Genomic DNA, 23,124 nt, shown 5'->3' with positions numbered 1-23,124 from the left:
CATGATGAGCCACCATTATTCGAGAGCTGATTTGAAACAATAAGTGATGAAGCTTAGCCTCTAAGTCAGAGCCATTTTCTGGTTCTTTACCTTTAAAATCTATCAAATTACTAGAAATCTCTCTCCCTATTTTTGGATTCATAAAAAAAGTATGTGCATGGTTTCTTGACGACTATGTTCTTACAAATGCAATAAAACAAAATTGCATTTCCATTGATATACCCAATCAGGCTAATTCCATGCAAGAATATGGCGGTAAATTCAAGTCAAGGAGATATTCATGTCACTACGCATCAATGATCAAGCACCCAATTTTCAAGTAGATACCACGCACGGAAAGATTGATTTTCACGAATGGATTGGAGATAAATGGGCGGTTTTATTTTCCCACCCCAAGGATTTCACACCTGTTTGCACGACAGAGCTAGGCTATATGGCGAGCATCCAAGCGGAGTTTGATAAGCGCAATACTAAAATTATCGGACTGAGTATTGATCCGCTGAACGACCATGAGAAATGGCTGAAAGATGTGGAAGAGGTCGGCGGTTCAGCCGTCCGCTACCCTGTGATCGCCGATACCGATTTGCATGTGGCCAAACTCTATAATATGTTCCCGGCGGACGAAACCGGTTCGGCGGAGGGGAGGACGGCAGTGACGAATGCGACCGTTCGTTCGGTGTTTATCATCGGCCCCGATAAAAACATTAAGCTCATGATGACTTATCCCATGACGACAGGCCGCAATTTCAACGAGATTTTGCGTGTCATTGATTCGATGCAATTAACTGCAAAACACAAAGTCGCAACCCCCGTGAACTGGAAGCAAGGCGACGATGTCATCATCGTTCCTTCGGTCAGCAACGAAGAAGCACAGAGAATTTATCCGCAAGGCTGGGAGACAGTGAAACCGTACCTGCGCAAGGTAAAACAGCCTTGATTCATGGATTGTTCTCGGAGCATTGCGAGAAACCTTGGGTCTCAATATTCCGGAATGTTCGCGCCATTCCGGGATTGATTTGAAACAACAGGCGATAACAGGCGATGAGACTGAGTTTATAATTAGCGCCATCTCTCTTTTTCTAACTTCCTGCTCAAATCCGGGGAGCTTTAAATCACTTCCCAAACGATTATCAATGATTGCCTATCATTTCACTTCATCTGGATTCGCGCTGAAAGCGTTGCGTGACCGCCGCCTGAAAATTGCCCGCATCAATGAACTGAACGATCCCTTCGAATATTGTGCTGCGGATTTTTCCGATACTGATACCCGGATCAAATTGGAAGCATTCAAGAACCAGGCGAATGAACGTTACGGTGTTATTTGTTTTTGCGAGAGTTATCACGATCCGGTGCTATGGAGTCATTACGCCGATGGTCATCGCGGTGTGGTGATGGTGTTTGAAATTCCGGATGACCAAGCGATTCGCATCAATTATCAGCCTGAGCGCTTTAAGCTGGATGTTGATGCCGCGATCCGGCGAGGCAGTTTCGATGATTCCGATTTGAATCAATTAATCTCGACAAAATTTTCAAGCTGGGGTTACGAAAAAGAGATTCGGATGATGTGCCGCCTAAACGATCATTTTTGTCAGATCGATGCTAAAGGCAAAAAAGTCTATTTTGAATCATTAAGCCTGGAATCGTATGGTGTGGATGCGTTGAAGCTGGTCGGATTAATTCGCGGCGTCCGCTGCGATTTAAAACCTGCGGATATCGCGAGCGAATTGCTGGCGGTCGATACGTTGCCGGTTCAAGATGCCCAGTTGGATTTATCGTCGTTTCAAATCATTGCCGGTGAAGCCTATCCGGTAAGCGGAGTACGATCGTTTTCCGCTTGCTGCTTCAGGGTTTGATGGCGGGACTTACTCTCCGCTGACTATGCTTTGCTATAACAGCGAAACATAAAAATCTACGTTTTATTTTTCTTTCCAAGAAGCCTATACCTATTGATCTGCCGAAAATAGAGGGAGAAATCCTTTTTATTTTAAGTTTTCTTCCATTCGATTTTCCGTAGTATTGCAATGAATAAAAAGTGAAAATTTAAAACAATTGTGACGCCATTCAGCGCCTCGCGAAAACTGAAATAGCCCGCTATCCGCAATTTCTATAGTTGTATTAGAAATGCGATTTGTAATATTCAATGGAAGAGGATAATCCAGTGATAACACGAGTTGAATGGTTTTATCGGGGAAAGTATCGAATCGGTTTTCTTTTCTTATGTTTCTTATTTCAGAATTCTCTTGTTTTTGGGTTTGAGCGCGGGCCGATAATAATAATTGGTGGCACATCAATCTATAAATCAGATCCTCAAACCGCTTGCGAATATATTGTTAATACACGGCGAGGTGGACCATTCTTTGCTGTGCCAGGTTCAAGTGATGCGGATGTTTTAAAAATATGGACCACGAACTGGCCAACTTCAGGTCCAGCATCAGGATATGCATGTAACGTAAAAATATATCGATTCCCCCCAGTCAATGCGATTTTTGATCTCATGCAGGTACAGTGGGTTTATCCAGTTTGTAATATTGGTGATCCCGTAACTGTAATTACCAATGAAACTATATGTGAAGTTCCTAACACCATTCCCGATATATCCGCCAATGCCGGCCAACCGCAGGAAGGATCATGCACCGGTAATCCGGTGAATTCCGCAACTGGCAACAAATTTGCAGAAGAAATCGATATTGCATCTTCCGGTAGTTTAAGTTTTTCCCGCTACTACAACGCTAAGGGCTTATCGGGCGGTTCACAAATAGGAGCTACTTGGAGCCACACTTTTAATCGCAATCTATTTATCAATGTGGAAACTGTCACGGCCACACGACCTGACGGCAAATCAGCATATTTCCGGTTTACCGGTTCCTCTTGGGTAAATCAGCAGGCGGGTGGTGACCGGTTGGTTCAAATCCCCGGCAACGGCTGGCAGTTGATAACAGTCGACGACACAATCGAGACATACAACACCATAGGCAGATTGCTGGCCATCTCCAACCGCAATAATCGCACGCAAACGCTATCGTACGACGCCAATGGAAGACTAAGTGCAGTAACCGATGATACTGGCCGCGCCTTGAGTTTCACTTATGATGGTTCCGGTCGTATCAAAACACTGACCGACCCGGCTGGCGGTATTTTTCAATACGCTTATGATTCTGTTGGTAATTTGACTTCAGTCACCTATCCCGACGGCAAAACCCGCACCTACCACTACAACGAACCGGCTTACATCAGTGGAGCCAGTCTGCCGAACGCGTTGACCGGCATCACCGACGAGAACGGCGCGCGTTTCGCTACCTACACTTACGATGCGCAAGGCCGTGCAGTGGTGACCGAGCATGCGGGTGGAGTGGAACGCTATGTGTTGGGTTATAGCACCGACGGCAGCTATACGCTCGTGACCGATCCGCTGGGCAGTCAATACACGCATAACTTCCAAACAATCCTCGGTGTCGCCAAAAGTACCGGTCAATCACAACCGGCGGGTTCCGGTTGCAGCGCAGCATCGAGCCACATCAGCTACGATGCCAACGGCAATGCTGTTAGCCGGGCGGACTTCAACGGCAATAAGACTTGCTATGCTTACGATCTGGACAGAAACCTCGAAATCGGGCGGATTGAAGGCGTGAGTAGCGCCGGTAGCTGCCCAGGCGATTTATTGGGTTATATACCGACTCTCGGCAGTAGCGAACGCAAGATTCTCACCGAGTGGCATGCCAACTACCGCCTGCCGGTCAAGATCGCCGAAGCCGGGCGCGAGACCGGTTTTGTTTACGACACGTACGGCAATGTCACCCAACATCAAATCAAAGACACCGTCACCAACGACGTACGCGTCCGGAGTATCCGCTATGTTTATCACCCGAGTATTCCCGGCGTGATCCTGCAAAAAACCGAAGACGGCCCGCGCACCGATGTGGCGGACGTTACCACCACCCACTATTATCCGCCAGATGCCGCCTGTAGCGGCGGTCATCCGGGTTGCCGCGGCCGGATTGCCAGCATCACCAACGCGCTTGGTCATGTGACACAACTCACTCGCTATAACGCCCACGGCCAGCCGGAAGAAATCGCCGATCCGAACGGCTTGACCACGGTATTGACTTACGACACCCGACAGCGGCTGCTGACCCGGACGGTGGGCGCGGAAACCACCGCCTACCAGTACGACGGCGCGGGACAGCTCAAGAAAATAACCTTTCCCGGCGGCAGTTTTCTTAGTTATAGCTACGATTCTGCGCATCGTCTGACCGGTATTGCCGATAACTCGGGTAACCGCATTCAATACACGCTAGATGCGATGGGCAACCGCACGAAGGAAGAGCTGTTCGATGCCGGCAATAACCTGGCTAAAACCCAACAGCGCGAATTCGATGCCTTAAGCCGGTTATGGAAAGACATCGGCGCGCAGAATCAAACCACGCAATATCAATACGACGCGCAAGGCAACCTGAAACAAATCGCCAACCCGCTGCTGCACGCGGTTAATTTCCAGTTCGATGCGCGCAACCGCCTGACGGAAACCACCGACCAAGCCAGCGGCTTGACCCGGCAAATGCACGATGCGTTGGATCAAATCACCTACTTGGCCGATCCGCGCAATATCGCCACCACGTATAGCTACAACGGTTTCGGCGATGTGACGCAAGAAATCTCCGTCGATCGCGGCACTACGACCTATACCTATGACAGTGCCGGTAATCTCAAAACCGTGCTGGACGCGCGCGGCGTCAAACATACGTATACCTGGGATGCCTTAAACCGCCCGGCCAAACGCAACCATGCCACGATACCCGGTGTGCCTGGGGCAATTGCGCTGACCTGGAGTTACGATGCAGGCGCCAATGGTATTGGCCGATTAACCGGCATGACCGACGAATCTGGTTCCACTGGCTTCAGCTACGATCAGCACGGCCGTTTACTCACAAAAATACAAACAGCCAAGATTGTTAGCGGCAATGGTGCGGCCATCAACTACATTCATACATTGAGTTACCAGTACGACAGCTTTGGCCGCTTAAGCCAAACCACGTACCCATCCGGCACGCAAATCACCACCAGCTATGGTGCCGACGGGCGTCCGAATGAGATTCGTATCGATGGCAATGTGCTGTTGAATAACATCACTTATCATCCCCTCGGCGAACCGAGGAGCTGGGTATGGGGCAATGGCCAAGCATATACCCGCAGCTTTGACTTGGATGGACGGCTCAGCACTCATCCGGTTGGCAACGACATTCGTACGCTGACCTACGATCCTGCCAGCCGCATCACGCAAACAACCGATACCAATCCGCTGTACAACCGCAGCTACGATTACGACGCGCTCGACCGCTTGGTCAGCCAGTCGGACAACAACGACTTCAAACTGTGGGAGTATGACGCCAACAGCAACCGTACCCAAGCGCAATTCGGTGGCACGGTTTATCCTTATGCCATCGCCGGAACCAGCAACCGTCTGGCAAACGTGGCCGGACCGGTTGCGAAGAACTATACCTACGATGCTGCCGGTTATCCGCTGAGCGATGGCGCTACGGCCTTCACCTGGAGTGCCGCCGGAAAACTCGTAGCTACGGTCAAAAGTACCAAGACGCACACCTACAAATACAATGCCCTGGATCAGCGTATCATCAAGAACGGCCCGCTGAGTCCGAAGCTTTTGTTCTTCTACGACCCAAACGGACAATTGATTGGGGAGTACCGCGACGATGCAAGCACGGCGCAATCAGATGACTGGCTGGTCAAACAGGAAACCGTGTGGCTGGGCAACATTCCGGTTGCGGTAATCACGAAACCCACTGCTATCAGTGAAATTCAGGTGTATTACATCCACGCCGACCACCTCAATACCCCACGGGTGATCGTGAACCCAAGCAACACCCCGGTCTGGCGCTGGGACAACACCCATGCATTCGGCGCGAATCTGCCGAACGAAGACTCAGACGGTAACGGTCAATTATTTGAATACCACCCAAGATTCCCAGGGCAGTACTTCGATAAGGAAACCGGCCTACACTACAACTACTTCCGCTATTATGAACCGGAGACTGGAAGATACATCTCGCCTGATCCGATTGGACTTGCGGGTGGAATGAATGTTTGGGGGTATGTGGGGCAGAATCCGCTGGGGTTTGTGGATGTTGATGGATTAATTCGTTATAACGCGCCTCCCCCTCGGACGGTGCCAGTCAGCGGAGCCACATTAATAGCATTACAGTGTATGGAAGAATGTCTCAGAAAATCAACAGGAAATCAAAATTTGGATTTATTGATTACAGGAGGCGCTGAAATTGTTGGTCACAGCAAAAATTCTCATCATGCTAAGGGGCAGGCTTGTGATATTGCAAGCGCAAAATTCAATCCAGGATTAACACATGAAAGTGTAGGTGCATGTGCAATTAATTGTGGATTTACTGCTGGTCAATACGAAATGTTTCCCGCTACTCCAAATAGAGACCATTGGCATCTTCAAATCGAACCTGGTAATGGTGTACCTAAGATTCTGCCGGGTGTTCTCATTCCGATCAGGAGATTTCAATGAAGTGGCAACGGGAATTAATATTGATAGTTTTAAGTATTTTAACCTTAGAGTTGGCCGATGCAGAGACAATGGAGATAAGGATGTTTTTGGCAACGATAACGGAAGGGCCTGTTAATATTACGCGAGAAGATCTCAATTGGTCAGTGCAATATTGCCCGGATAATACATGCGATTTGCTGAAATTTTCGACTTCTTTAAATGAAAAAGATCTAGAGCGGCTAGTGCTCGGTTATTTTGTTTATATTTCTTCATACATTTATTTGAAGGAATGGCAGGAAAATGCGCGAGAGGATGAAGAAATACAAAGCGAAATACGCTATTTAATTAATGAAGAGTGTCCGAAACGGGGGGGTAAGCAGCTTGTCGAATGTCGATTGAGAGAGCTTATGTCAATCGAAAAACTAACGGTGTTCCATATTAGGTATGATGAAGGTATAAGATCGGCTGTCCGTGTACATCTTGATGATGTCATTCGATGAAAGCAACAAAGGATGATTTCATCGAATACTTGATCGGGGAATACCGGAACAATGCATAACAACCACGCCAACCGATGATTGTCTAGTCAGACAGGAAACCATGTGGCTGGGCAACATTCCGGTTGCGGTAATCACGAAACCCGCTGCTATCAGTGAAATTCAGGTGTATTACATCCACGCCGACCACCTCAACACCCCGCGGGTGATCGTGGACACGAGCAACACTACCGTCTGGCGCTGGGACAACACCCATGCCTTCGGCGCCAACCTGCCCAACGAAGATCCGGGCGGCAACGGTCAATTATTTGAATACCATCCAAGATTCCCCGGGCAGTATTTCGATAAGGAAACCAATCTGCACTACAACTATTTCCGCTATTATGAACCGGAGACCGGGCGGTATATTTCACCGGACCCGATTGGTCTAGCAGGTGGGGTGAATGTTTGGGGGTATGTGGGGCACAATCCGCTGGGTTTTGTTGATTACTCAGGATTGTCAACGGCTCTAGTAGATCGGGACAACAATACACAATATCAGTTACTTTCAAAAATGGTCAGATCGTTACTTATGCAGCTGGAAATAACACGATAAATCCATCAGGTGATCCCAATAAAATAGGAAGTAATGGCCCTGCTCCGGCAGGCACCTGGCCTGTTCAGTTACCGATAAATACTTCCGGGGATATTAGGTATGGACCTTACTTCTGGCCTATAGGGGCAGTTAATGCACGAGGTAACCGTGCAGACGTCGCACGCCAACGTGGTATCGGTTTACATGGAGGGCGTCGTAGCTATCAGTCTCGCACAGAAGGATGCATTCGAATGAATGATGCAGATATTCTTGATTTGTACCAGCGCACCATCAACGATCCTATGACCACTATCGAAATTCGTTAGAAATTATGGCTATCGGTTATCGAGTAGTTTCAGGTTTTATTTTTTTGTTTTCCATTATTACCTGTTCTATGGCAGCAACGGCATTGAAGGAACAAGGTACTTATCCATCTCCTGGGAAGATGTGCACAGCAGTATTAACAGTGTCTACACAAGGTGGTTTTCTGCAACTATCAGTTCAAAGCATTAATGGAAAATTGACCCATGTGGCAGATGATGTTACCGGTTTCTTATGGATAAACGAAAAGTCTCTAGTATTTTCATCCGGTCCAATTTACGGAAGACCTGGAATTTATGAAGCTACATGTGTTCATAAGCAACCATCCTTACGAATGCTCATTGGTCCCATGAATATCAATTTATCTTATCCACATGGAGCCGATTATTTTGAATTGAAAGAAATCAATGATCGTAATCTTAAGTTCTTTTATGAGACAGATGTGGATAGCATCGACTTTAATGAGTTTCGTACTGAAAAATATTTGCGTTCGATAGAGTTAGTGCCGTGATCCTGTATTGGGAAAGCAAGTATCCTAACTTGCGTCATCCAGATTCAAGAATTTCCACACATTGTAAATAAAACGTTCTGTATCAATGCATCATCAAAAACGGGCTGTTAAGTTCGAAAATGACCGGTACCGTCAAAACTTGAAACTGAAGTCGATACGATATTATTTTTGATCGGAGCTAATTTGATTTTTAGTCCATGAGAATTCCAAGAAATCCATTTACATTACTCGCAGTAAGTGTGTTTATTGCTTTGAGCACCATTCTGGTTGAAAAATTATTTTGGTATATTGGTTATTTAAATAATTTGCAACTACTGAGTATTCTCGCTTTGATGCACGTCGTAGTTAGTGCTCTGATTATCATAGATAATCCAGGAAAACTTTTGTTGCGGCTGGGAACAGTGGTCATATTTATCATTGGTCAACAGTGGCTCATTGAGCTGATTGCAATGCTAATAATTTGGCAGGCTCGTGGATTCGCACCATAGCAAGTAGCTTGGATAAGCTTGTAACATCTAGGATTTACGTAATAACATCGTTGGAAAACTCGCTGCATCTTTTAAAGCAATCTGTCTCGTTAGCTGAATAGAAATAACTCGGTAAGCAAGCTGCTTAAGCTTGATAACATCTTGAAGTAGCGAGGTTTGCGGAAGTGGGGGCGGTGGGCGGCATTTCACTGATCTGTCTTGCGATTCACAATTTCAACCAAACGATGTCAATCTGGTTTCAAATCTGTATACTTCATGCCATTCGAAATTATTTTTGACTTGAATCCATCATTCAACCAGCCGGAGCCAGTCTATGAAGTTTTCGATTTACCGCTACGATCCCGATAAAGATGACAAGCCTTACATGCAGGATTACGACATCCAGCTGGCGCCGACCGATAAAATGCTGCTGGATGCGTTGCTGCGCATCAAATCGGTCGATGACAGTCTGAGTTTGCGCCGTTCTTGCCGCGAAGGTGTATGCGGCTCGGATGCGATGAATATCAACGGGCGCAATGGATTGTCATGCATTACACCATTGCGCGATCTGAAAGAACCGGTGGAGATCCGTCCGTTGCCGGGGCTGCCGGTTATTCGCGATCTGATCGTCGACATGACGCAGTTTTTCCAGCAATACCACTCGATCAAACCTTATTTGATCAACAATGACCCACCGCCGGAAACCGAGCGATTGCAGTCGCCGGAAGAGCGTGCGGCGCTGGACGGTGTATACGAGTGCATTTTATGCGCGTGCTGTACGACGGCATGCCCCTCGTTCTGGTGGAACCCGGATAAATTCGTCGGTCCGGCGGGGTTGCTGCAAGCGTACCGGTTTCTGGCCGATAGCCGCGATCAGGCGACCGCCGAGCGTCTGGATAATCTGGAAGATCCTTACCGGTTGTTTCGCTGCCATTCCATCATGAATTGCGTCGATGCCTGCCCGAAAGGCTTGAATCCGACCAAAGCAATCGGCAAAATCAAGGACATGATGGTCAAACGGATGGTATGAAGGAATTCGAACGTGCGCGCTGGCGCTGCCGGCGCGGTTTGCTCGAATTGGATATCGTGTTGCAGCGTTTCATGGATCAATATTACGTGCAATTGGATCAGCAGGGGCTGGAACAATTTGAACGATTGCTGTCGTTGCCAGATAATGATTTGTGGGATTTGATCTCGGAAAGAAAAACTCTTGACGATCGCAGCTTGCAAACGGTACTGGAATTGCTGAAAAAGAGTTAGGGAAGCCCTGAAAAAAGTAGCGAGCGATGATCAGGCAAGGCGGATTCAGGCGAAAATGCGCAGTTTACAAAAGGTAAATGAGCATTTTGAATCTGATTTCAACGTGGCATGACCGAGCGTAGTAGTTTTTCAGAGCTCCCTTAGGTTTCCGGCGGTATTCTGGTGATTCCGGAGCCTGAAACAGTGCATACTAATCAATCATTCGCATTAAGTGGAGAAGTCATATGGCACAAAATGGCACAGCGACGCTGAATCTGAACAATGGCAGTGCGCCTATCGAGCTACCGGTTTTATCGGGAACCATGGGTCCGGATGTCATCGATATTCGTAAGCTGCATGCACAAAGCGGTATGTTTACTTACGATCCCGGGTTTGTGTCGACGGCCAGCAATAGTTCTACGATCACCTTCATTGATGGCGACAAAGGGATTCTGCTGTATCGCGGCTATCCGATCGAGCAACTGGCGCTGCATTGCGATTTCATTGATGTGTGCTACTTATTGCTGCACGGCGAATTGCCCGCACCCGAACAGAAAAAAACCTTCGACGCCGCGATTAAAAACCACTCGATGCTGCACGAGCAGCTGGTGCGTTTTTACAGCGGTTTCCGCCGCGATGCGCATCCGATGGCGGTGATGGTTGGCGTGGTCGGTGCGTTGTCGGCGTTTTACCATGATTCGTTGAATATTTCAGATCCGGCGCACCGCGAACAGTCGGCATTCCGTTTGATCGCGAAATTACCGACGATTACTGCCATGGCGTATAAATACAACATCGGTCAACCCTATGTTTATCCGCAAAACAGCCTGAGTTATGCGGAAAATTTCCTACACATGATGTTTTCCGTGCCGACCGATAAATACGAAGCCAATCCGGTGATCGTGCGCGCTTTGGATCGTATCCTGATTCTGCACGCCGATCATGAGCAGAATGCATCCACCTCGACGGTGCGTTTGGCGGGATCCAGCGGCGCCAATCCGTTTGCCTGCATCTCCGCCGGTATCTCCTGCTTGTGGGGGCCTGCGCACGGCGGCGCGAACGAAGCGTGCCTGCACATGCTGGAAGAAATCGGCGATGTGTCGCGCATCGATGAATTCATCCGGCGCGCCAAGGATAAAGAGAGTAATTACCGGCTCATGGGCTTCGGCCACCGGGTGTATAAGAATATGGATCCGCGCGCGAAACTGATGCGCGAAACCTGTCATGAAGTGCTGAACGAACTGGGATTGCAGAATGACCGGCTGTTCAAGCTGGCGCTGCAACTGGAAAAAATTGCACTGGAAGACGAGTACTTCATTTCGCGCAAACTTTATCCCAACGTCGATTTTTATTCCGGCATCGTGCAACGCGCATTGGGCATACCGACCAGCATGTTTACCGCGATTTTCGCCATGGCGCGCACGGTCGGTTGGGTGGCACAATGGAGCGAGATGGTATCCGATCCCGATCATAAAATCGGTCGTCCGCGCCAGTTGTACACCGGTACGACGATGCGCGACGTACCCGATTCGTATCGCAAGAAATAGCCGTTTATTGATTTCAGGCCGCCTATTCTATGAACAAGCCGTTATTGGATGATACGCTATTGTCCGGCGCGAATGCCGCATTTATCGAGGCGGTTTATGACGAGTATCTGCATAATCCCAACTCGGTCGCGCTCGCCTGGCGTGAATATTTTGACCGGCTGGCGAAGCAGCCGGAAGCTGTTCCGATCAAGCAAGGCCAAATTCCAGCCGGTGAGACGCCTGCGGCTGCCGGCGTAAAACCTGCCGCGATAGAAGCGCAAACCGCATTGTCTGAAGTGGTTGGCGTGGATACCGACGAGCGTAAGCAAGTGGCCGTGTTGCAACTCATCAACATGCATCGCTATCTCGGTTTGAACCAAGCCAAGCTCGATCCGTTGGGATTGAAACAGCATGCGGATGTGGCGGAATTGAATCCGGCGCATTTCGGCTTTACCGAAGCGGATATGGATAAGGTGTTCAATACCGGTTCATTGGTCGGTCCGGAGCATGCGTCGTTGCGGGAAATATTGCAGATTCTGCGGGAAACTTACTGCGGTTCAATCGGCGCCGAATACATGTATATTTCCTCGGTGGAACAAAAACGCTGGATTCAGGCACGGCTGGAAGGTCAACGTTCGAACCCGGACTATTCTGCCGACTATAAACGCCATATTCTCGAACGCTTGACCGCAGCGGAAGGATTGGAAAAATATCTGCACACGCGCTATGTCGGGCAGAAACGTTTTTCCGGAGAAGGCAACGAAAGTTTGATTCCGCTGCTCGATTGCCTGATTCACCGCGCCGGAAAAGCCGGTGTGCAGCAAATTGTCATGGGCATGGCGCACCGCGCCCGGCTCAATGTGCTGGTAAATACGTTGGGGAAAATGCCTGCCGATTTGTTCCGCGAATTCGAAGGTACACAACCGGAGGCTTTGCCGTCCGGTGACGTGAAATATCACCAGGGATTTTCTTCCACGATCAGAACTGCCGACGGCATTGTGCGCTTGGCGCTGGCGTTCAATCCTTCGCACCTGGAAATCGTCAATCCGGTGGTCGAGGGGTCGGTGCGCGCGCGCCAGCATTTGCTGAACGACAAACTGGGCGACCGGGTATTGCCAGTGTTGATTCACGGCGACGCCGCTTTCGCCGGGCAGGGTGTGGTGATGGAAACGTTGAACCTGTCGCAAACTCGCGGTTACGGCACCGGCGGTACTGTGCATATCATCATCAACAACCAGATCGGATTCACCACGTCAGACCCGCGCGATAGCCGTTCGACGTTGTATTGCACCGATGTCGCCAAAATGATCGAAGCACCGATTTTTCATGTCAACGGCGACGATCCGGAAGCGGTGCTGATGGTCGCCGAATTGGCGTTCGATTTCCGCATGCGGTTTCACAAGGATGTCGTGATCGACATGGTGTGCTTCCGCCGTCTGGGTCACAATGAGCAGGATGAACCGATGGTGACGCAACCGCGGATGTATCAAATTATCAACCAGCATCCCGGTACGCGCAAAAAGTATGCGGATAAATTGATCGCGCAACAGATTATCAAACCGGAAGATGCGGAGCATTTGGTGCAAGCGTACCGCGATGCGATGGATGAGGGCGACAATCCGAATAAGACCGTTTGCTATGACTACAAGTCGCCGTACGCTATCAATTGGGAACCTTTTATCGGGCCGCTCAAATGGAATAAGAAAGTTAAAACCGGTGTCGCGCTGCAAACGTTGAAACAGCTGGCTTTGCGGTTGACGGATATTCCCGAGGGTTTCAAGCTGCATGCGCGCGTGGAAAAGATCATTGCCGATCGGCGTTTGATGGGAAAAGGGGAATTGCCGCTGGATTGGGGCATGGCGGAGAATCTGGCGTACGCAGCCCTGCTGAAGGAAGGTTATCCGGTCAGATTGTCCGGACAGGATTCGGGGCGCGGCACTTTCTTTCACCGCCATGCCGTGTTGCACGATCAGGTCGCGGCGGATCAGAACGAGCGTATTTATGTGCCGCTGCGCCATCTGTACCCCGAGCAGCCGGATTTTGTTGTCATTGATTCGATGCTGTCGGAAGAAGCCGTGCTGGGGTTTGAATACGGTTACGCCACCACGCAGCCGAACGAGTTGGTGATCTGGGAAGCGCAGTTCGGCGATTTCGCCAATGGTGCGCAGGTTGTGATCGACCAATTCATCGCCTCCGGCGAGGCCAAATGGGGGCGCTTGTGCGGTTTGGTGATGATGCTGCCGCACGGTTACGAAGGGCAGGGGCCGGAACATTCATCGGCGCGATTGGAACGCTATCTGCAATTGTGCGCGGATTACAACATCCAGGTGTGCGTGCCGTCGACACCGGCGCAAATGTTCCATGCACTGCGCCGCCAGATGATCCGTCCGATCCGCAAGCCGCTGATCATCATGAGTCCGAAAAGCATGTTGAGGCTCAAGGAGTCGGCATCGAGCCTGGACGAATTGGCGCACGGCCATTTCTATCCGGTCATTCCGGAAGTGGAGGCATTGGATCCGCAAACCATCAAGCGGTTGATCGTTTGCAGCGGAAAAATCTACTACGAACTGCTTGCTTACCGCAACGAACAGCGCATCCGCGATATGGCCATCATCCGTCTGGAGCAGCTTTATCCGTTCCCGCACGAGGAATTCCAGGCTGAAATCGACCGCTTCGGCAACGCCAAGGAAGTGGTGTGGTGTCAGGAAGAACCGGGCAATCAAGGCGCATGGCATCGCATCCAGCATTATCTGCTGCGCCATATGAGAGCGGATCAGGTGCTGGCGTATGCGCTGCGGGCGTCGTCGGCTTCTCCGGCGGTCGGTTACACGGCAAGACACAAATTGACGCAGAGAGAATTAATCGTCGCAGCATTCCGAGAAAAAATTTAGCACGAGGGCGCCATGCTGATTGAAGTCAAAGTTCCTGCATTATCCGAGTCGGTAGCCGAGGCTACCTTGATTTCCTGGCATAAAAAAGCAGGAGAGTATGTCAACCGGTCGGAAAATCTGATCGACATCGAAACCGACAAAGTCGTATTGGAATTGCCGGCGCCGAACGCCGGCGTGCTGGCCAAAGTGCTGAAAGGCGATGGCGCTACCGTGGTCAGCGGCGAAGTGATTGCGATGATCGAAACGGAAGCGTCCGCGTCTACCGCAACACCGGAAGCTCAAGCGCCGGCCGCCGGTCAACAAACGCAAGCACCTGCTGCGGCCAGTGCTGAAAAATCAGGTACCGAAGCCGTCGATACCGCAATTCCGATGCTGATGCCGGCAGCGCGCAAACTAGCGGAAGAAAACAACTTGAAAACCACGGAAACCTCGGCGATCAAGGGTACCGGTCTCGGCGGTCGCATCACCAAGGAAGACGTGCAAGCGTACATGGATAGCAGAACCGCAGCGGTTGCGAAAGCCGGAACCGGCAGTAGCGCCGGAGGCATTGTAACGGGCGGGCGCACCGAACGGCGTGTCGCCATGTCGCGGCTGCGTCAGCGCATTGCCGAACGTCTGGTGCAATCGCAATCGACCGCAGCAATTCTGACGACGTTCAACGAAGTTAATATGCAAGCGATCATTGACTTGCGCGCGCGCTACAAAACAGAGTTCGAGAAAGAACACGGCGTCAAGCTCGGCTTCATGTCGTTTTTCGTCAAGGCGGCTGTCGCCGCGTTGAAAAAATATCCGATCGTCAACGCCTCGGTGGAAGGCAATGAGATCGTTTATCACGATTACTATGATATCGGCATCGCCGTCGGCAGTCCGCGCGGACTGGTCGTGCCGGTCATCCGTGATGCCGACAAACTGTCGACGGTGGAAATCGAGCTGCAAATCGCCGATTTCGCCAAGCGTGCGCAAGACGGCAAACTGAGTATCGAAGAACTGAGCGGCGGCACATTCTCGATCACCAACGGCGGCGTGTTCGGCTCAATGCTGTCAACGCCGATCATCAACCCGCCGCAAAGCGCCATTCTCGGCATTCATGCCACCAAGGAACGCGCGGTGGTCGAAAACGGCCAGATCGTCATCCGGCCGATGAATTATCTGGCGTTATCCTACGATCACCGCATCATCGACGGCCGCGAAGCGGTGTTGTCGCTGGTCGCGATGAAGGAGGCGCTGGAGTATCCGATGAGTCCGTTGCTGGAAAAGTAATAAGAAACAAGAATGGATCCTTGTTTTAGGCTCGCATATTCCTCCAGATAACGTGATCGGGGTTTCATTCTTCTCAATGATTTATACGTTGTTTTTCCGGTGAAACCGGTTTCATGAATCCGGATTGCCGGGTTTATCAAGAACACACTGTAGATCGATTGCGCTACCGGCAACTTCGGCGATCCCTGTGGCGGTAAGTGGCGAAATAATATTTTGAATTCATATCCCGGGGATTTTCATGGAATTATTCCGCCCAGCCAATTTCTTCTTTTGTTTATTTTTTCTGTTGTCCGCCTGCCAAGGCGGCAACAACCCGATAGCTCCCCGCCAGCAAGTACCGACGCCGGTTGCGTTACCTGCTGCCGTGGAAAGAACGGTCTCGTATCATGACGAGATCCGTCCCATTCTGGAAACCAAATGCTTGTCGTGTCATAGCTGTTTCGACGCGCCATGCCAGCTCAAGCTGGAGAGCGCCGAAGGATTACAGCGCGGCGCTTTCCGCGAATCAATTTATGTTGGTGCGCGGGCTGAGGCTCTGTCGCCCACCCGGCTAGGTATTGACGAATTGACTGTTTCAGGATGGCGTGAGCGCGGCTTTCATTCGATTCTGCAGTCTCATAATGCACAGTCCGAGCCTCTAATTGCAGGGATGATATCACTGGCGAAACAGTATCCGTTTCCGCCAAATAGCAAGATACCGGACTCGATTGAATTGGGGGTTACCCGGAAAAACCAATGTGTCACCGGCGAGAAATTTTCAGATTATGCGCACGAGTATCCACTCAGTGGTATGCCGTTTGCCGTTACCGGACTCAGCGATCAGGAATATGCGCTGCTGGCTGGCTGGGTCAAGCAAGGCGCGGTGGTCACCGATGAATCGGTGATGCTGACTAAGGGTGAGAAAGCATCCATTCAGCAATGGGAAACGTTTTTCAATCGCACTGATGATCGCGGCAAACTGGTGATGCGCTGGTTGTACGAGCACCTGTTTATGGCGACGCTGTATTTTCCGGATCTGGATGGGGAGCTGCGGTTCTTTGAGTTAATCCGCTCATCGACACCACCCGGCAGGGATATCATTCCAATCCCCACGGTATTTCCCAATGACGACTCCGAACAGCCATTTTTCTACCGCATACGCCCGATCAGCGGCAGCATTCTGCACAAACGGCGGATTCCGTATTCGCTTAATCAGGCTAAACAACGCCGCATCAATGAATTATTTTTTGCCCAGGAATGGCCGACGGGCGATTTGCCGGGGTACAGCTATGCGGAACGGGTCAATCCGTTCGCCACGTTTGCAGCCATTCCGGCGTACGCGCGTTACCGTTTCATGCTGGACAACGCCGAATACTATATCAGGAATGTCATTCACGGACCGGTATGCCGCGGCCAGATCGCCACCGACGTGATACGCGACCGTTTTTGGGTTTTATTCCAAAATCCGGAGTCCGATCCTTTCATCACGAATAACGCTTATCAGCATCAAGCCATTCCGCTGCTGGAAATGCCCGGGCAAAACGACGATCTGCTGGCGATGGGCGAGGAATGGTTCCGGTATCTCGGTCATCATAACGACTATCTGGCGCAACGCCGCAGTCAGTATGTCATGCAATACCCCGGCGGCGCATCGCTGGATCATGTCTGGGATGGCGACGGCCGGAATAGCGATGCCTTGTTGACCATCGCCCGCCACTACGATAGCGCCTCGGTTACCAGGGGATTGATCGGTGATATTCCGCAGACATTGTGGCTGATGGACTATCCGTTGCTGGAGCGCACTTACTACATACTGGTAGTGAATTACAACGTGTTCGGCAATGTCGCGCATCAACTGTTGACCCGGCTGTATTTCGATCTGATCCGCAATAGCTCGGAGCACAACTTTTTGCGCTTAATGCCGGAGGGCCAACGCTCGGTCATACTACACGATTGGTATCAGCACTCGGGCAAACTGAAATACGGAATTTTTTACGAAAAAATCGACGATGTATCGCCCTCGGCGGAAAGCTTTACAAGCGAAAATCCGAAACAAGAGCTTGCTTTGCGAATCCTCCAGCGTTTTGAATCCGTTAATGCGATGGCGAACGATCCGGTCAATCGTTGCCAAGTGGAGAAGTGCGCTCGTTCGGATCAGCCACTGTGGATACAAAAAGCGGATCAAGCGTTATCCGCCATCGCCGCCCGCCCAGCGGCCGAACTGGCTGGCGTCAACCGCTTGCCGGAAGTGACCTTCGTGCGAGTCAAGCACGGCAAGGATAATCGCACGGTCTATACTTTGCTACGGGATCGTGCGCATAGCAACGTCGCATTCATACTGGGCGAGGAATTGCGGTATCAGCCGGAAAAAGACCGCCTAACCGTATACCCCGACATTACCGGCAGTTATCCGAATTTCATTTTCGATGTGCCGGCTGCGGATATCGAAAACTTTGCATCGTTGTTGGGCGCAGCTGAAAAGGAAGAACACTTCGAACACATTGTCAACAAATGGGGCGTGCGGCGCACGCATCCGCAGTTTTGGGAAATTCTGCACGATATCACGGCCTGGCAGAAAGAGCGGGAACCCCTGATTTCCGGTATCTTCGATATTAATCGCTATGAGAATTTTTAGGATTATACGTTGGGTTCATACGGCCCGGCCCATGAATTCTCCAGTGCTTCCTGCGGCCATCGCATTTTATATCGCTGCAAAACGGTGTTGTCGCTGGTGGCATGAAGGAAGCGCTGGAATATTCGCAGGATGCTATGTCAATTTTGCTGAGTGGAAACAATGGGAAAGTGACCGGTAAGTGGCGGCAATCGCTGATTACGATCTCGTCAGAAACAAACCTTACTAGGCCGCTGATCAGCATCCGCAAGAATCTGCTCTCATTTTGACGCAGCCGCTTCAAATTCTTTGATATTCTCCAAAACCCGAGAGAAAACCTTTTGCCAGATTGGCTCTCCTTTATACCAAGGATCTTCTTCAGAAATTGCGATGTGATCGCCATCGAAAGTTTCAACATATTTACTGTAAGCGTAGGTTGCGAATTTCACCGGTACTAAACCATCGTTTTCTCCGTGGCCGTCAGTAACGAGCTTGTCATGCCAGCATGCCAGGACTTCTGAAAAAGGTTCTTTTCTATCATGGAACTCGGATCTGCACGCAGCATCACAATTCAAACTGGCGCCGAAGCTAAAGGCACGCCCTTCCATACTCGAATCGTCTTCTGCTCTTAGCGCGTTTAGCGCATCGGAACCCGGTCTTAGATCCTCGCTCGCAGCATCAAACCCAAAGCCTTTTTTATGACTAAAGAGTTTTTTAAGCGGAGAAAAAAGTGGAGAAAAAAACATCAAAATTTTTCCTTCAGGAGTACAAGCTTCTTCTTCCTTGAGCATATTGGCGATCGGCGAGCCTTGATGCGGCGTTGAAATGGTTGTGAATGTAATGACTTGATTGGATAAGTGCGTATTGTTTTTGGCAGTATCCGCCAAAGCCTTCCGCACAGCCAGCCCTCCCATACTTTTTGCGACAATATGAAATTTCCTGCCTTGATCAGCAGGAAACTCTTCTCTTATATATTTTATGAGCGCTTTTGATAATTCCTCTACTGATGCCATCGCAGGAATTTCCGCAACCTTGAGATTAAATCCATTCTCCTTGAGCAACTGATTGAATTCTTTCCATTCCCGGTAATTCTCCGCTTCAGACTTTGTGGGCATTATTGATGCCCACAATCCCATCCCCATGCCGGGCACAAAAAGTACATCGGTACGTTGTTCATTGATAATCAAGCTTTCATCCTTTTGAGATTTTGCAGGGTTTGCGCTGCATCCGGATAGAATCAGTAGTGTTAATGTAATGATTCTAAGCATGGTCTAGAGATCCCTAATTGATTTAAGTCTTATGCTCATAATCCATAATCACACCAAATTGATTTATCTTTTTTAGCTAAGACCTTCCAGGTTGCATGTTCTACCCACCGGCGACTTGTCACCTCAGCGACAGTTTGTACAAGATGCATTAAGGTTTTATTATCTCCAATCGCGAAATCGGCGCCTAAAATGAAACTGATATTGACATTGCTGAGAAAGCCGAGGGTAATTCCAGTCAGTGCTTTTGATTGCTTACCTGCTATTTTTGAGACTCGTTTGATACACTTGGCTTCTTCTTTATTGATTTCTTGATCTTTGATTTCTAAGTTCGTTACAAATTTGTTAGCTGTTGGTTCATCTTCACTATTGGCAAAGTATTCAGAAAAGTAAATCCGCTTATATTCTTTAATTGAGATACCGTTTTGAATTTCTCCTGGTTTCTTAGATATATCTGCTTCAGGATGATATACCGGCTCCACTTTATATTGGAGAGTATAAAAAACGGGTGTGCCCAGCCACGCATCAAAAAGCGCTTCGAAGAAAACTGTCGCTAAACCTTGGATATCTTCATCACTAATACCGCTTGATGTGATTTTAGGCTTCGAAATATTGATTCCTTGTCGATCAACAAACTCACCTGATCCATATTTCTTAAGGTAGTGTATTAAAATTTTTGCAAAATTAGTTTCGTGAGCATTGTCTGGAACTCCTAATACGCTAATTTCCTTATTATCCATTTTTATAGGGAATCCCCAAACTCCAAGCTTTCTTATCCTATTTTCAAGCTCATCCTTTTTTTGCCTATCTTCTGGCTTAATTGATAATGAAGACAATTCCTCTACAGCTTTACTCTGAGCAAGATTGATCCTTTCAAGATCGGACAATAAGTCGTTGTGATTTTTTGCCAACAGCTTTGCAAATGCTATGAAATCACCCGGAGAAATATTTTTTCTTGTGGGTTCTTTATTTTGGGATATTTCATGAATGTGAGAACTTAAATTTTGTAAAACAGGGGAGCGAATAATCTCAAATGCAACACCTTCACCATCATTGTTGGCGACTGATAAAGCATCGTAGAAAGACGAAAAGTGATTACTTTCCTTCCTCATTTGAGAATAAATTTTTTTCGTATCTTCAGTGTGTGCAACAAGATCGTTTATCGAAACACCTGTTCCCGGGATAGACATGCATCCAGAAACAAACAAAGTAATAGACATATATAAACTAATCTGAAAAATCCTCATTTCTCTCTATTCTCCTCTAGTAATTCACATAGTGGTTTGCTAATTGCGGGCAAAATGACATAGCCTCACTTTTTTATCTGGAACCAATAATTGAACTTGTTCCCAAGCAGCTTTCTCCGCCACCAGACCATGTCCAAGATATTGATCCTGATAGTGAATTAGTTGACAGAATAGAGATATTCATTTTGGATGAAGTCGTTCCACCATCTTCTGGCATACTACCTGATAGGGAGATTGTATTACCTGCTAATTCACCACTGAAGGCCCCACCGCCGAATGATGCGGTAATTGATGTCCCTGTTTGATTGATCGAACCCACATAGCTTCTCAAAACACCTTGTGTCTCTCCACAATTATTTGGACCTGATGTTTCAGTAATATTCCAGTTTCCGGTGAGATCATCCGGTGATGTAACAAGTGTAACGCTTTCAATATTGGAGTAATTACTAAAACCTTTTCCATCGCTTGACTGAACCGCAATATAAAAAGCTGCTCCTTCCCACAGGGTGGCAGAAAAGCTAGTGGTATTCCCAACATCTAAACTGCCAATAGATGCCTCACCTGTGTAAGGAATAGGAGCATAACTAAGCTTGTATTCAGTTGCATTTGGAACGGCGGACCAAGAAGCGGTTACTGTGAGGCCATTAATAGAATATGTTAGTGTTGGCGCTTCGGGTGTAGCTATAGTTGTCGTTGAAAAGCCAAACAAAATAATAAATGTAAAGAGTATCTGTGACAGCTTTGATTTCATAATTAATATTCTCCTTTAAATTGTTTTTGGTTATGTCATTCTTAATTTACCGAGTCGGAGTGATGGCTACCGCCTAATTTTTTACAGCAGTTTACGGACTCAATCCTTAAGTATCTTTCTTCTATACATCATCAATTAAATCAAAAACCATTCTCTCAATACTATGATATGCTCCGCATCATCAATTCTGATGTTGTTTTGTAGGAAAATTTGTGATAGGGGAGTCACGATGAATAACAACAGACCTACGCATGAGGCACTGGTGGATGCTATTTATGAATCGGCGCTTAATCCGGTCAAATGGAAAGATACGCTTAACCGACTGAGCGTTTATCTCAATGCCAGTGCGATTAATATGATCGGTCTACAAGTGCAGAATTACGATAATCCTTTTTTACTCAGTCAGAATATTCCGAGCGACTACGGCAAAGATTATCGAAGCTACTGGCGAGAGCATGATATCTGGGTGCAAGCGGGTATCAATAAGGGTTTGAATGGCGGGGGCAAGACACTTACTGGCGGCATGCTGGTGGATCGGCGCAGTTTTCTGAAAAGTACTTTTTATAACGAATGGTTAGCGGAACAAAACATCAGCGATGTGCTTTCCACCAATCTTTGGGATGACAATCCCAATACACCGAAAGTCATACTCTGTTTTTTTCGCGGCGTCGGCCAGAATAGCTTCCAAGAAAGCGACCGGATGAATTTGCACCATCTCGCACACCATCTCAATCGCGCGTTTAGTATCACTTCCCAGCTCAAACTTTCAGAGCAGAAAAATGTATTGGAAGAATCCATTGTCGATTCGATCGGTCACGCTCTATTCGTGCTAAATGAAAATCGAAAAATCATAAAATGCAATGCTGCTGCAACGCGGCTTTTAAGTGGTCATCAGGGTTTAATCAAAATCAGGCATGAACGCCTCATTGCACTCGGGCATCACGCAAGCCCAAGCATTGAGGAAGCGATTGCATTGGTGAATCGTGGGCATCATGCGGAAATCGTGTTCACCTCCACGCAACTCGGTACAATCAAAGAAACACACCATGCGCGTTTAACACCGCTTAAAGAAGCGGCGATTTGGCCATTAACTCATCATGCGCATTATTTACTTTTGATCGAAAAAAACCAGGAAATCAAACAAGAGACACTTCGCGCATTTTGCACTTTGTTTAATATGACAGCGTCTGAGCAACAAGTTTTACTCGGTCTGATGCAAGATGCCACACCCGAAGAAATCGCACAAAGTTCAAATGTAAGCCTCGCGACGATACGCTCTCACATTCAGCATATCCGGCAAAAAACCGGAGTTCGCCGTATGACAGAGTTGGTGCGCATGGCACTGATAGCCACTCGTTCACTGTAGGAAAAATACCGATAGTCGGTTGCACAAGTAAAATCGATTCGTTGTGTGGCGCTGTGTTTATTTTTTCCATCCGCATCATCATTGCCGGTAAATAATTCC

General features: G+C 48.6%; 18 protein-coding genes. 15 read left to right on the top strand and 3 right to left on the bottom strand.

The features are described from left to right. Window positions 1-280: 280 nt before the first annotated feature. The 14 genes from HRU77_05510 (at window position 281) to HRU77_05445 (ending at window position 18,420) form a co-directional block, all read left to right on the top strand. A complete protein-coding gene (locus HRU77_05510) occupies window positions 281-937 on the top strand; it encodes a peroxiredoxin (GenBank protein QOJ20200.1) in 657 nt (218 codons plus the stop codon). A 196-nt stretch (window positions 938-1,133) separates the two neighbouring features. Beyond that, complete coding sequence (locus HRU77_05505; protein ID QOJ20199.1) at window positions 1,134-1,853, top strand: DUF2971 domain-containing protein; 720 nt, start codon at window positions 1,134-1,136, stop codon at window positions 1,851-1,853. A gap of 791 nt (window positions 1,854-2,644) precedes the next feature. Further along, a complete protein-coding gene (locus HRU77_05500; protein ID QOJ20198.1) occupies window positions 2,645-6,541 on the top strand; it encodes an RHS repeat protein in 3,897 nt (1,298 codons plus the stop codon). Continuing rightward, the gene (locus HRU77_05495) at window positions 6,538-7,020 is read left to right on the top strand and encodes a hypothetical protein (GenBank protein ID QOJ20197.1); all 483 of its coding nucleotides are present in this window, start codon (window positions 6,538-6,540) and stop codon (window positions 7,018-7,020) included. The genes HRU77_05500 and HRU77_05495 overlap by 4 nt, the downstream gene beginning before the upstream one ends. A 100-nt stretch (window positions 7,021-7,120) precedes the next feature. Next, window positions 7,121-7,612: a hypothetical protein gene (locus HRU77_05490; GenBank protein QOJ20196.1), complete on the top strand. Its 492-nt coding sequence runs from the start codon at window positions 7,121-7,123 to the stop codon at window positions 7,610-7,612. Then, window positions 7,513-7,917, top strand: coding sequence for a L,D-transpeptidase (locus tag HRU77_05485; GenBank protein QOJ22072.1), 405 nt, complete (start codon window positions 7,513-7,515; stop codon window positions 7,915-7,917). The genes HRU77_05490 and HRU77_05485 overlap by 100 nt, the downstream gene beginning before the upstream one ends. Window positions 7,918-7,922: 5 nt before the next feature. After that, window positions 7,923-8,423 carry a hypothetical protein gene (locus tag HRU77_05480; protein ID QOJ20195.1) on the top strand — a complete coding sequence of 167 codons (501 nt, stop codon included), beginning with the start codon at window positions 7,923-7,925 and terminating at the stop codon, window positions 8,421-8,423. 197 nt (window positions 8,424-8,620) lie between these two features. Continuing rightward, window positions 8,621-8,911 carry a hypothetical protein gene (locus HRU77_05475; protein QOJ20194.1) on the top strand — a complete coding sequence of 97 codons (291 nt, stop codon included), beginning with the start codon at window positions 8,621-8,623 and terminating at the stop codon, window positions 8,909-8,911. Between the two features lie 313 nt (window positions 8,912-9,224). Then, on the top strand, window positions 9,225-9,920 hold the full coding sequence (locus HRU77_05470; GenBank protein ID QOJ20193.1) for a succinate dehydrogenase iron-sulfur subunit: 696 nt from the start codon (window positions 9,225-9,227) through the stop codon (window positions 9,918-9,920). Beyond that, the gene (locus HRU77_05465; protein QOJ20192.1) at window positions 9,917-10,150 is read left to right on the top strand and encodes a succinate dehydrogenase assembly factor 2; all 234 of its coding nucleotides are present in this window, start codon (window positions 9,917-9,919) and stop codon (window positions 10,148-10,150) included. The genes HRU77_05470 and HRU77_05465 overlap by 4 nt, the downstream gene beginning before the upstream one ends. 224 nt (window positions 10,151-10,374) lie before the next feature. Next, window positions 10,375-11,676, top strand: a complete 1,302-nt coding sequence (gene gltA / locus HRU77_05460; GenBank protein ID QOJ20191.1) for a citrate (Si)-synthase — start codon at window positions 10,375-10,377, stop codon at window positions 11,674-11,676. 29 nt (window positions 11,677-11,705) lie between these two features. Further along, on the top strand, window positions 11,706-14,546 hold the full coding sequence (locus HRU77_05455; GenBank protein QOJ20190.1) for a 2-oxoglutarate dehydrogenase E1 component: 2,841 nt from the start codon (window positions 11,706-11,708) through the stop codon (window positions 14,544-14,546). A 12-nt stretch (window positions 14,547-14,558) separates the two neighbouring features. Beyond that, a complete protein-coding gene (gene odhB, locus HRU77_05450) occupies window positions 14,559-15,806 on the top strand; it encodes a 2-oxoglutarate dehydrogenase complex dihydrolipoyllysine-residue succinyltransferase (GenBank protein ID QOJ20189.1) in 1,248 nt (415 codons plus the stop codon). Window positions 15,807-16,044: 238 nt separating this feature from the next. Continuing rightward, entirely contained in the window at window positions 16,045-18,420 is a 2,376-nt protein-coding gene (locus tag HRU77_05445) for a fatty acid cis/trans isomerase (GenBank protein ID QOJ20188.1), read from the top strand. Between the two features lie 257 nt (window positions 18,421-18,677). Here HRU77_05445 and HRU77_05440 read toward each other — a convergent pair whose 3' ends face one another. The 3 genes from HRU77_05440 to HRU77_05430 all read right to left on the bottom strand — a co-directional run bounded on the left by HRU77_05440 (window position 18,678) and on the right by HRU77_05430 (window position 21,659). Next, window positions 18,678-19,664: a hypothetical protein gene (locus HRU77_05440; GenBank protein ID QOJ20187.1), complete on the bottom strand. Its 987-nt coding sequence runs from the start codon at window positions 19,662-19,664 to the stop codon at window positions 18,678-18,680. Between the two features lie 35 nt (window positions 19,665-19,699). Continuing rightward, complete coding sequence (locus HRU77_05435; protein ID QOJ20186.1) at window positions 19,700-20,881, bottom strand: hypothetical protein; 1,182 nt, start codon at window positions 20,879-20,881, stop codon at window positions 19,700-19,702. Between the two features lie 100 nt (window positions 20,882-20,981). Then, entirely contained in the window at window positions 20,982-21,659 is a 678-nt protein-coding gene (locus HRU77_05430) for a hypothetical protein (protein QOJ20185.1), read from the bottom strand. A gap of 229 nt (window positions 21,660-21,888) precedes the next feature. Between HRU77_05430 and HRU77_05425 the strand changes: the two genes are divergently transcribed. Beyond that, a complete protein-coding gene (locus HRU77_05425; GenBank protein ID QOJ20184.1) occupies window positions 21,889-23,025 on the top strand; it encodes a hypothetical protein in 1,137 nt (378 codons plus the stop codon). The last annotated feature ends 99 nt before the right edge of the window (window positions 23,026-23,124 follow it).

Source organism: Gammaproteobacteria bacterium, from assembly GCA_015709615.1.
Classification (GTDB): Bacteria; Pseudomonadota; Gammaproteobacteria; order Burkholderiales; family Nitrosomonadaceae; genus Nitrosomonas.
The sequence above is the reverse complement of the archived record's forward strand: the minus strand, read 5'-3'. Positions and strand labels throughout refer to the sequence as shown.

Bases quoted from the DNA above. Each gene is read 5' to 3' on its own strand.
- HRU77_05455 (QOJ20190.1), top strand. From the start codon at position 11,706: ATGAACAAGCCGTTATTGGATGATACGCTATTGTCCGGCGCGAATGCC.
- odhB (QOJ20189.1), top strand. From the start codon at position 14,559: ATGCTGATTGAAGTCAAAGTTCCTGCATTATCCGAGTCGGTAGCCGAG.
- HRU77_05490 (QOJ20196.1), top strand. From the start codon at position 7,121: ATGTGGCTGGGCAACATTCCGGTTGCGGTAATCACGAAACCCGCTGCT.
- HRU77_05435 (QOJ20186.1), bottom strand. From the start codon at position 20,881: ATGTCTATTACTTTGTTTGTTTCTGGATGCATGTCTATCCCGGGAACA.
- HRU77_05505 (QOJ20199.1), top strand. From the start codon at position 1,134: ATGATTGCCTATCATTTCACTTCATCTGGATTCGCGCTGAAAGCGTTG.
- HRU77_05425 (QOJ20184.1), top strand. From the start codon at position 21,889: ATGAATAACAACAGACCTACGCATGAGGCACTGGTGGATGCTATTTAT.
- HRU77_05445 (QOJ20188.1), top strand. From the start codon at position 16,045: ATGGAATTATTCCGCCCAGCCAATTTCTTCTTTTGTTTATTTTTTCTG.
- gltA (QOJ20191.1), top strand. From the start codon at position 10,375: ATGGCACAAAATGGCACAGCGACGCTGAATCTGAACAATGGCAGTGCG.
- HRU77_05475 (QOJ20194.1), top strand. From the start codon at position 8,621: ATGAGAATTCCAAGAAATCCATTTACATTACTCGCAGTAAGTGTGTTT.
- HRU77_05440 (QOJ20187.1), bottom strand. From the start codon at position 19,664: ATGCTTAGAATCATTACATTAACACTACTGATTCTATCCGGATGCAGC.
- HRU77_05495 (QOJ20197.1), top strand. From the start codon at position 6,538: ATGAAGTGGCAACGGGAATTAATATTGATAGTTTTAAGTATTTTAACC.
- HRU77_05465 (QOJ20192.1), top strand. From the start codon at position 9,917: ATGAAGGAATTCGAACGTGCGCGCTGGCGCTGCCGGCGCGGTTTGCTC.
- HRU77_05430 (QOJ20185.1), bottom strand. From the start codon at position 21,659: ATGAAATCAAAGCTGTCACAGATACTCTTTACATTTATTATTTTGTTT.
- HRU77_05470 (QOJ20193.1), top strand. From the start codon at position 9,225: ATGAAGTTTTCGATTTACCGCTACGATCCCGATAAAGATGACAAGCCT.
- HRU77_05510 (QOJ20200.1), top strand. From the start codon at position 281: ATGTCACTACGCATCAATGATCAAGCACCCAATTTTCAAGTAGATACC.
- HRU77_05480 (QOJ20195.1), top strand. From the start codon at position 7,923: ATGGCTATCGGTTATCGAGTAGTTTCAGGTTTTATTTTTTTGTTTTCC.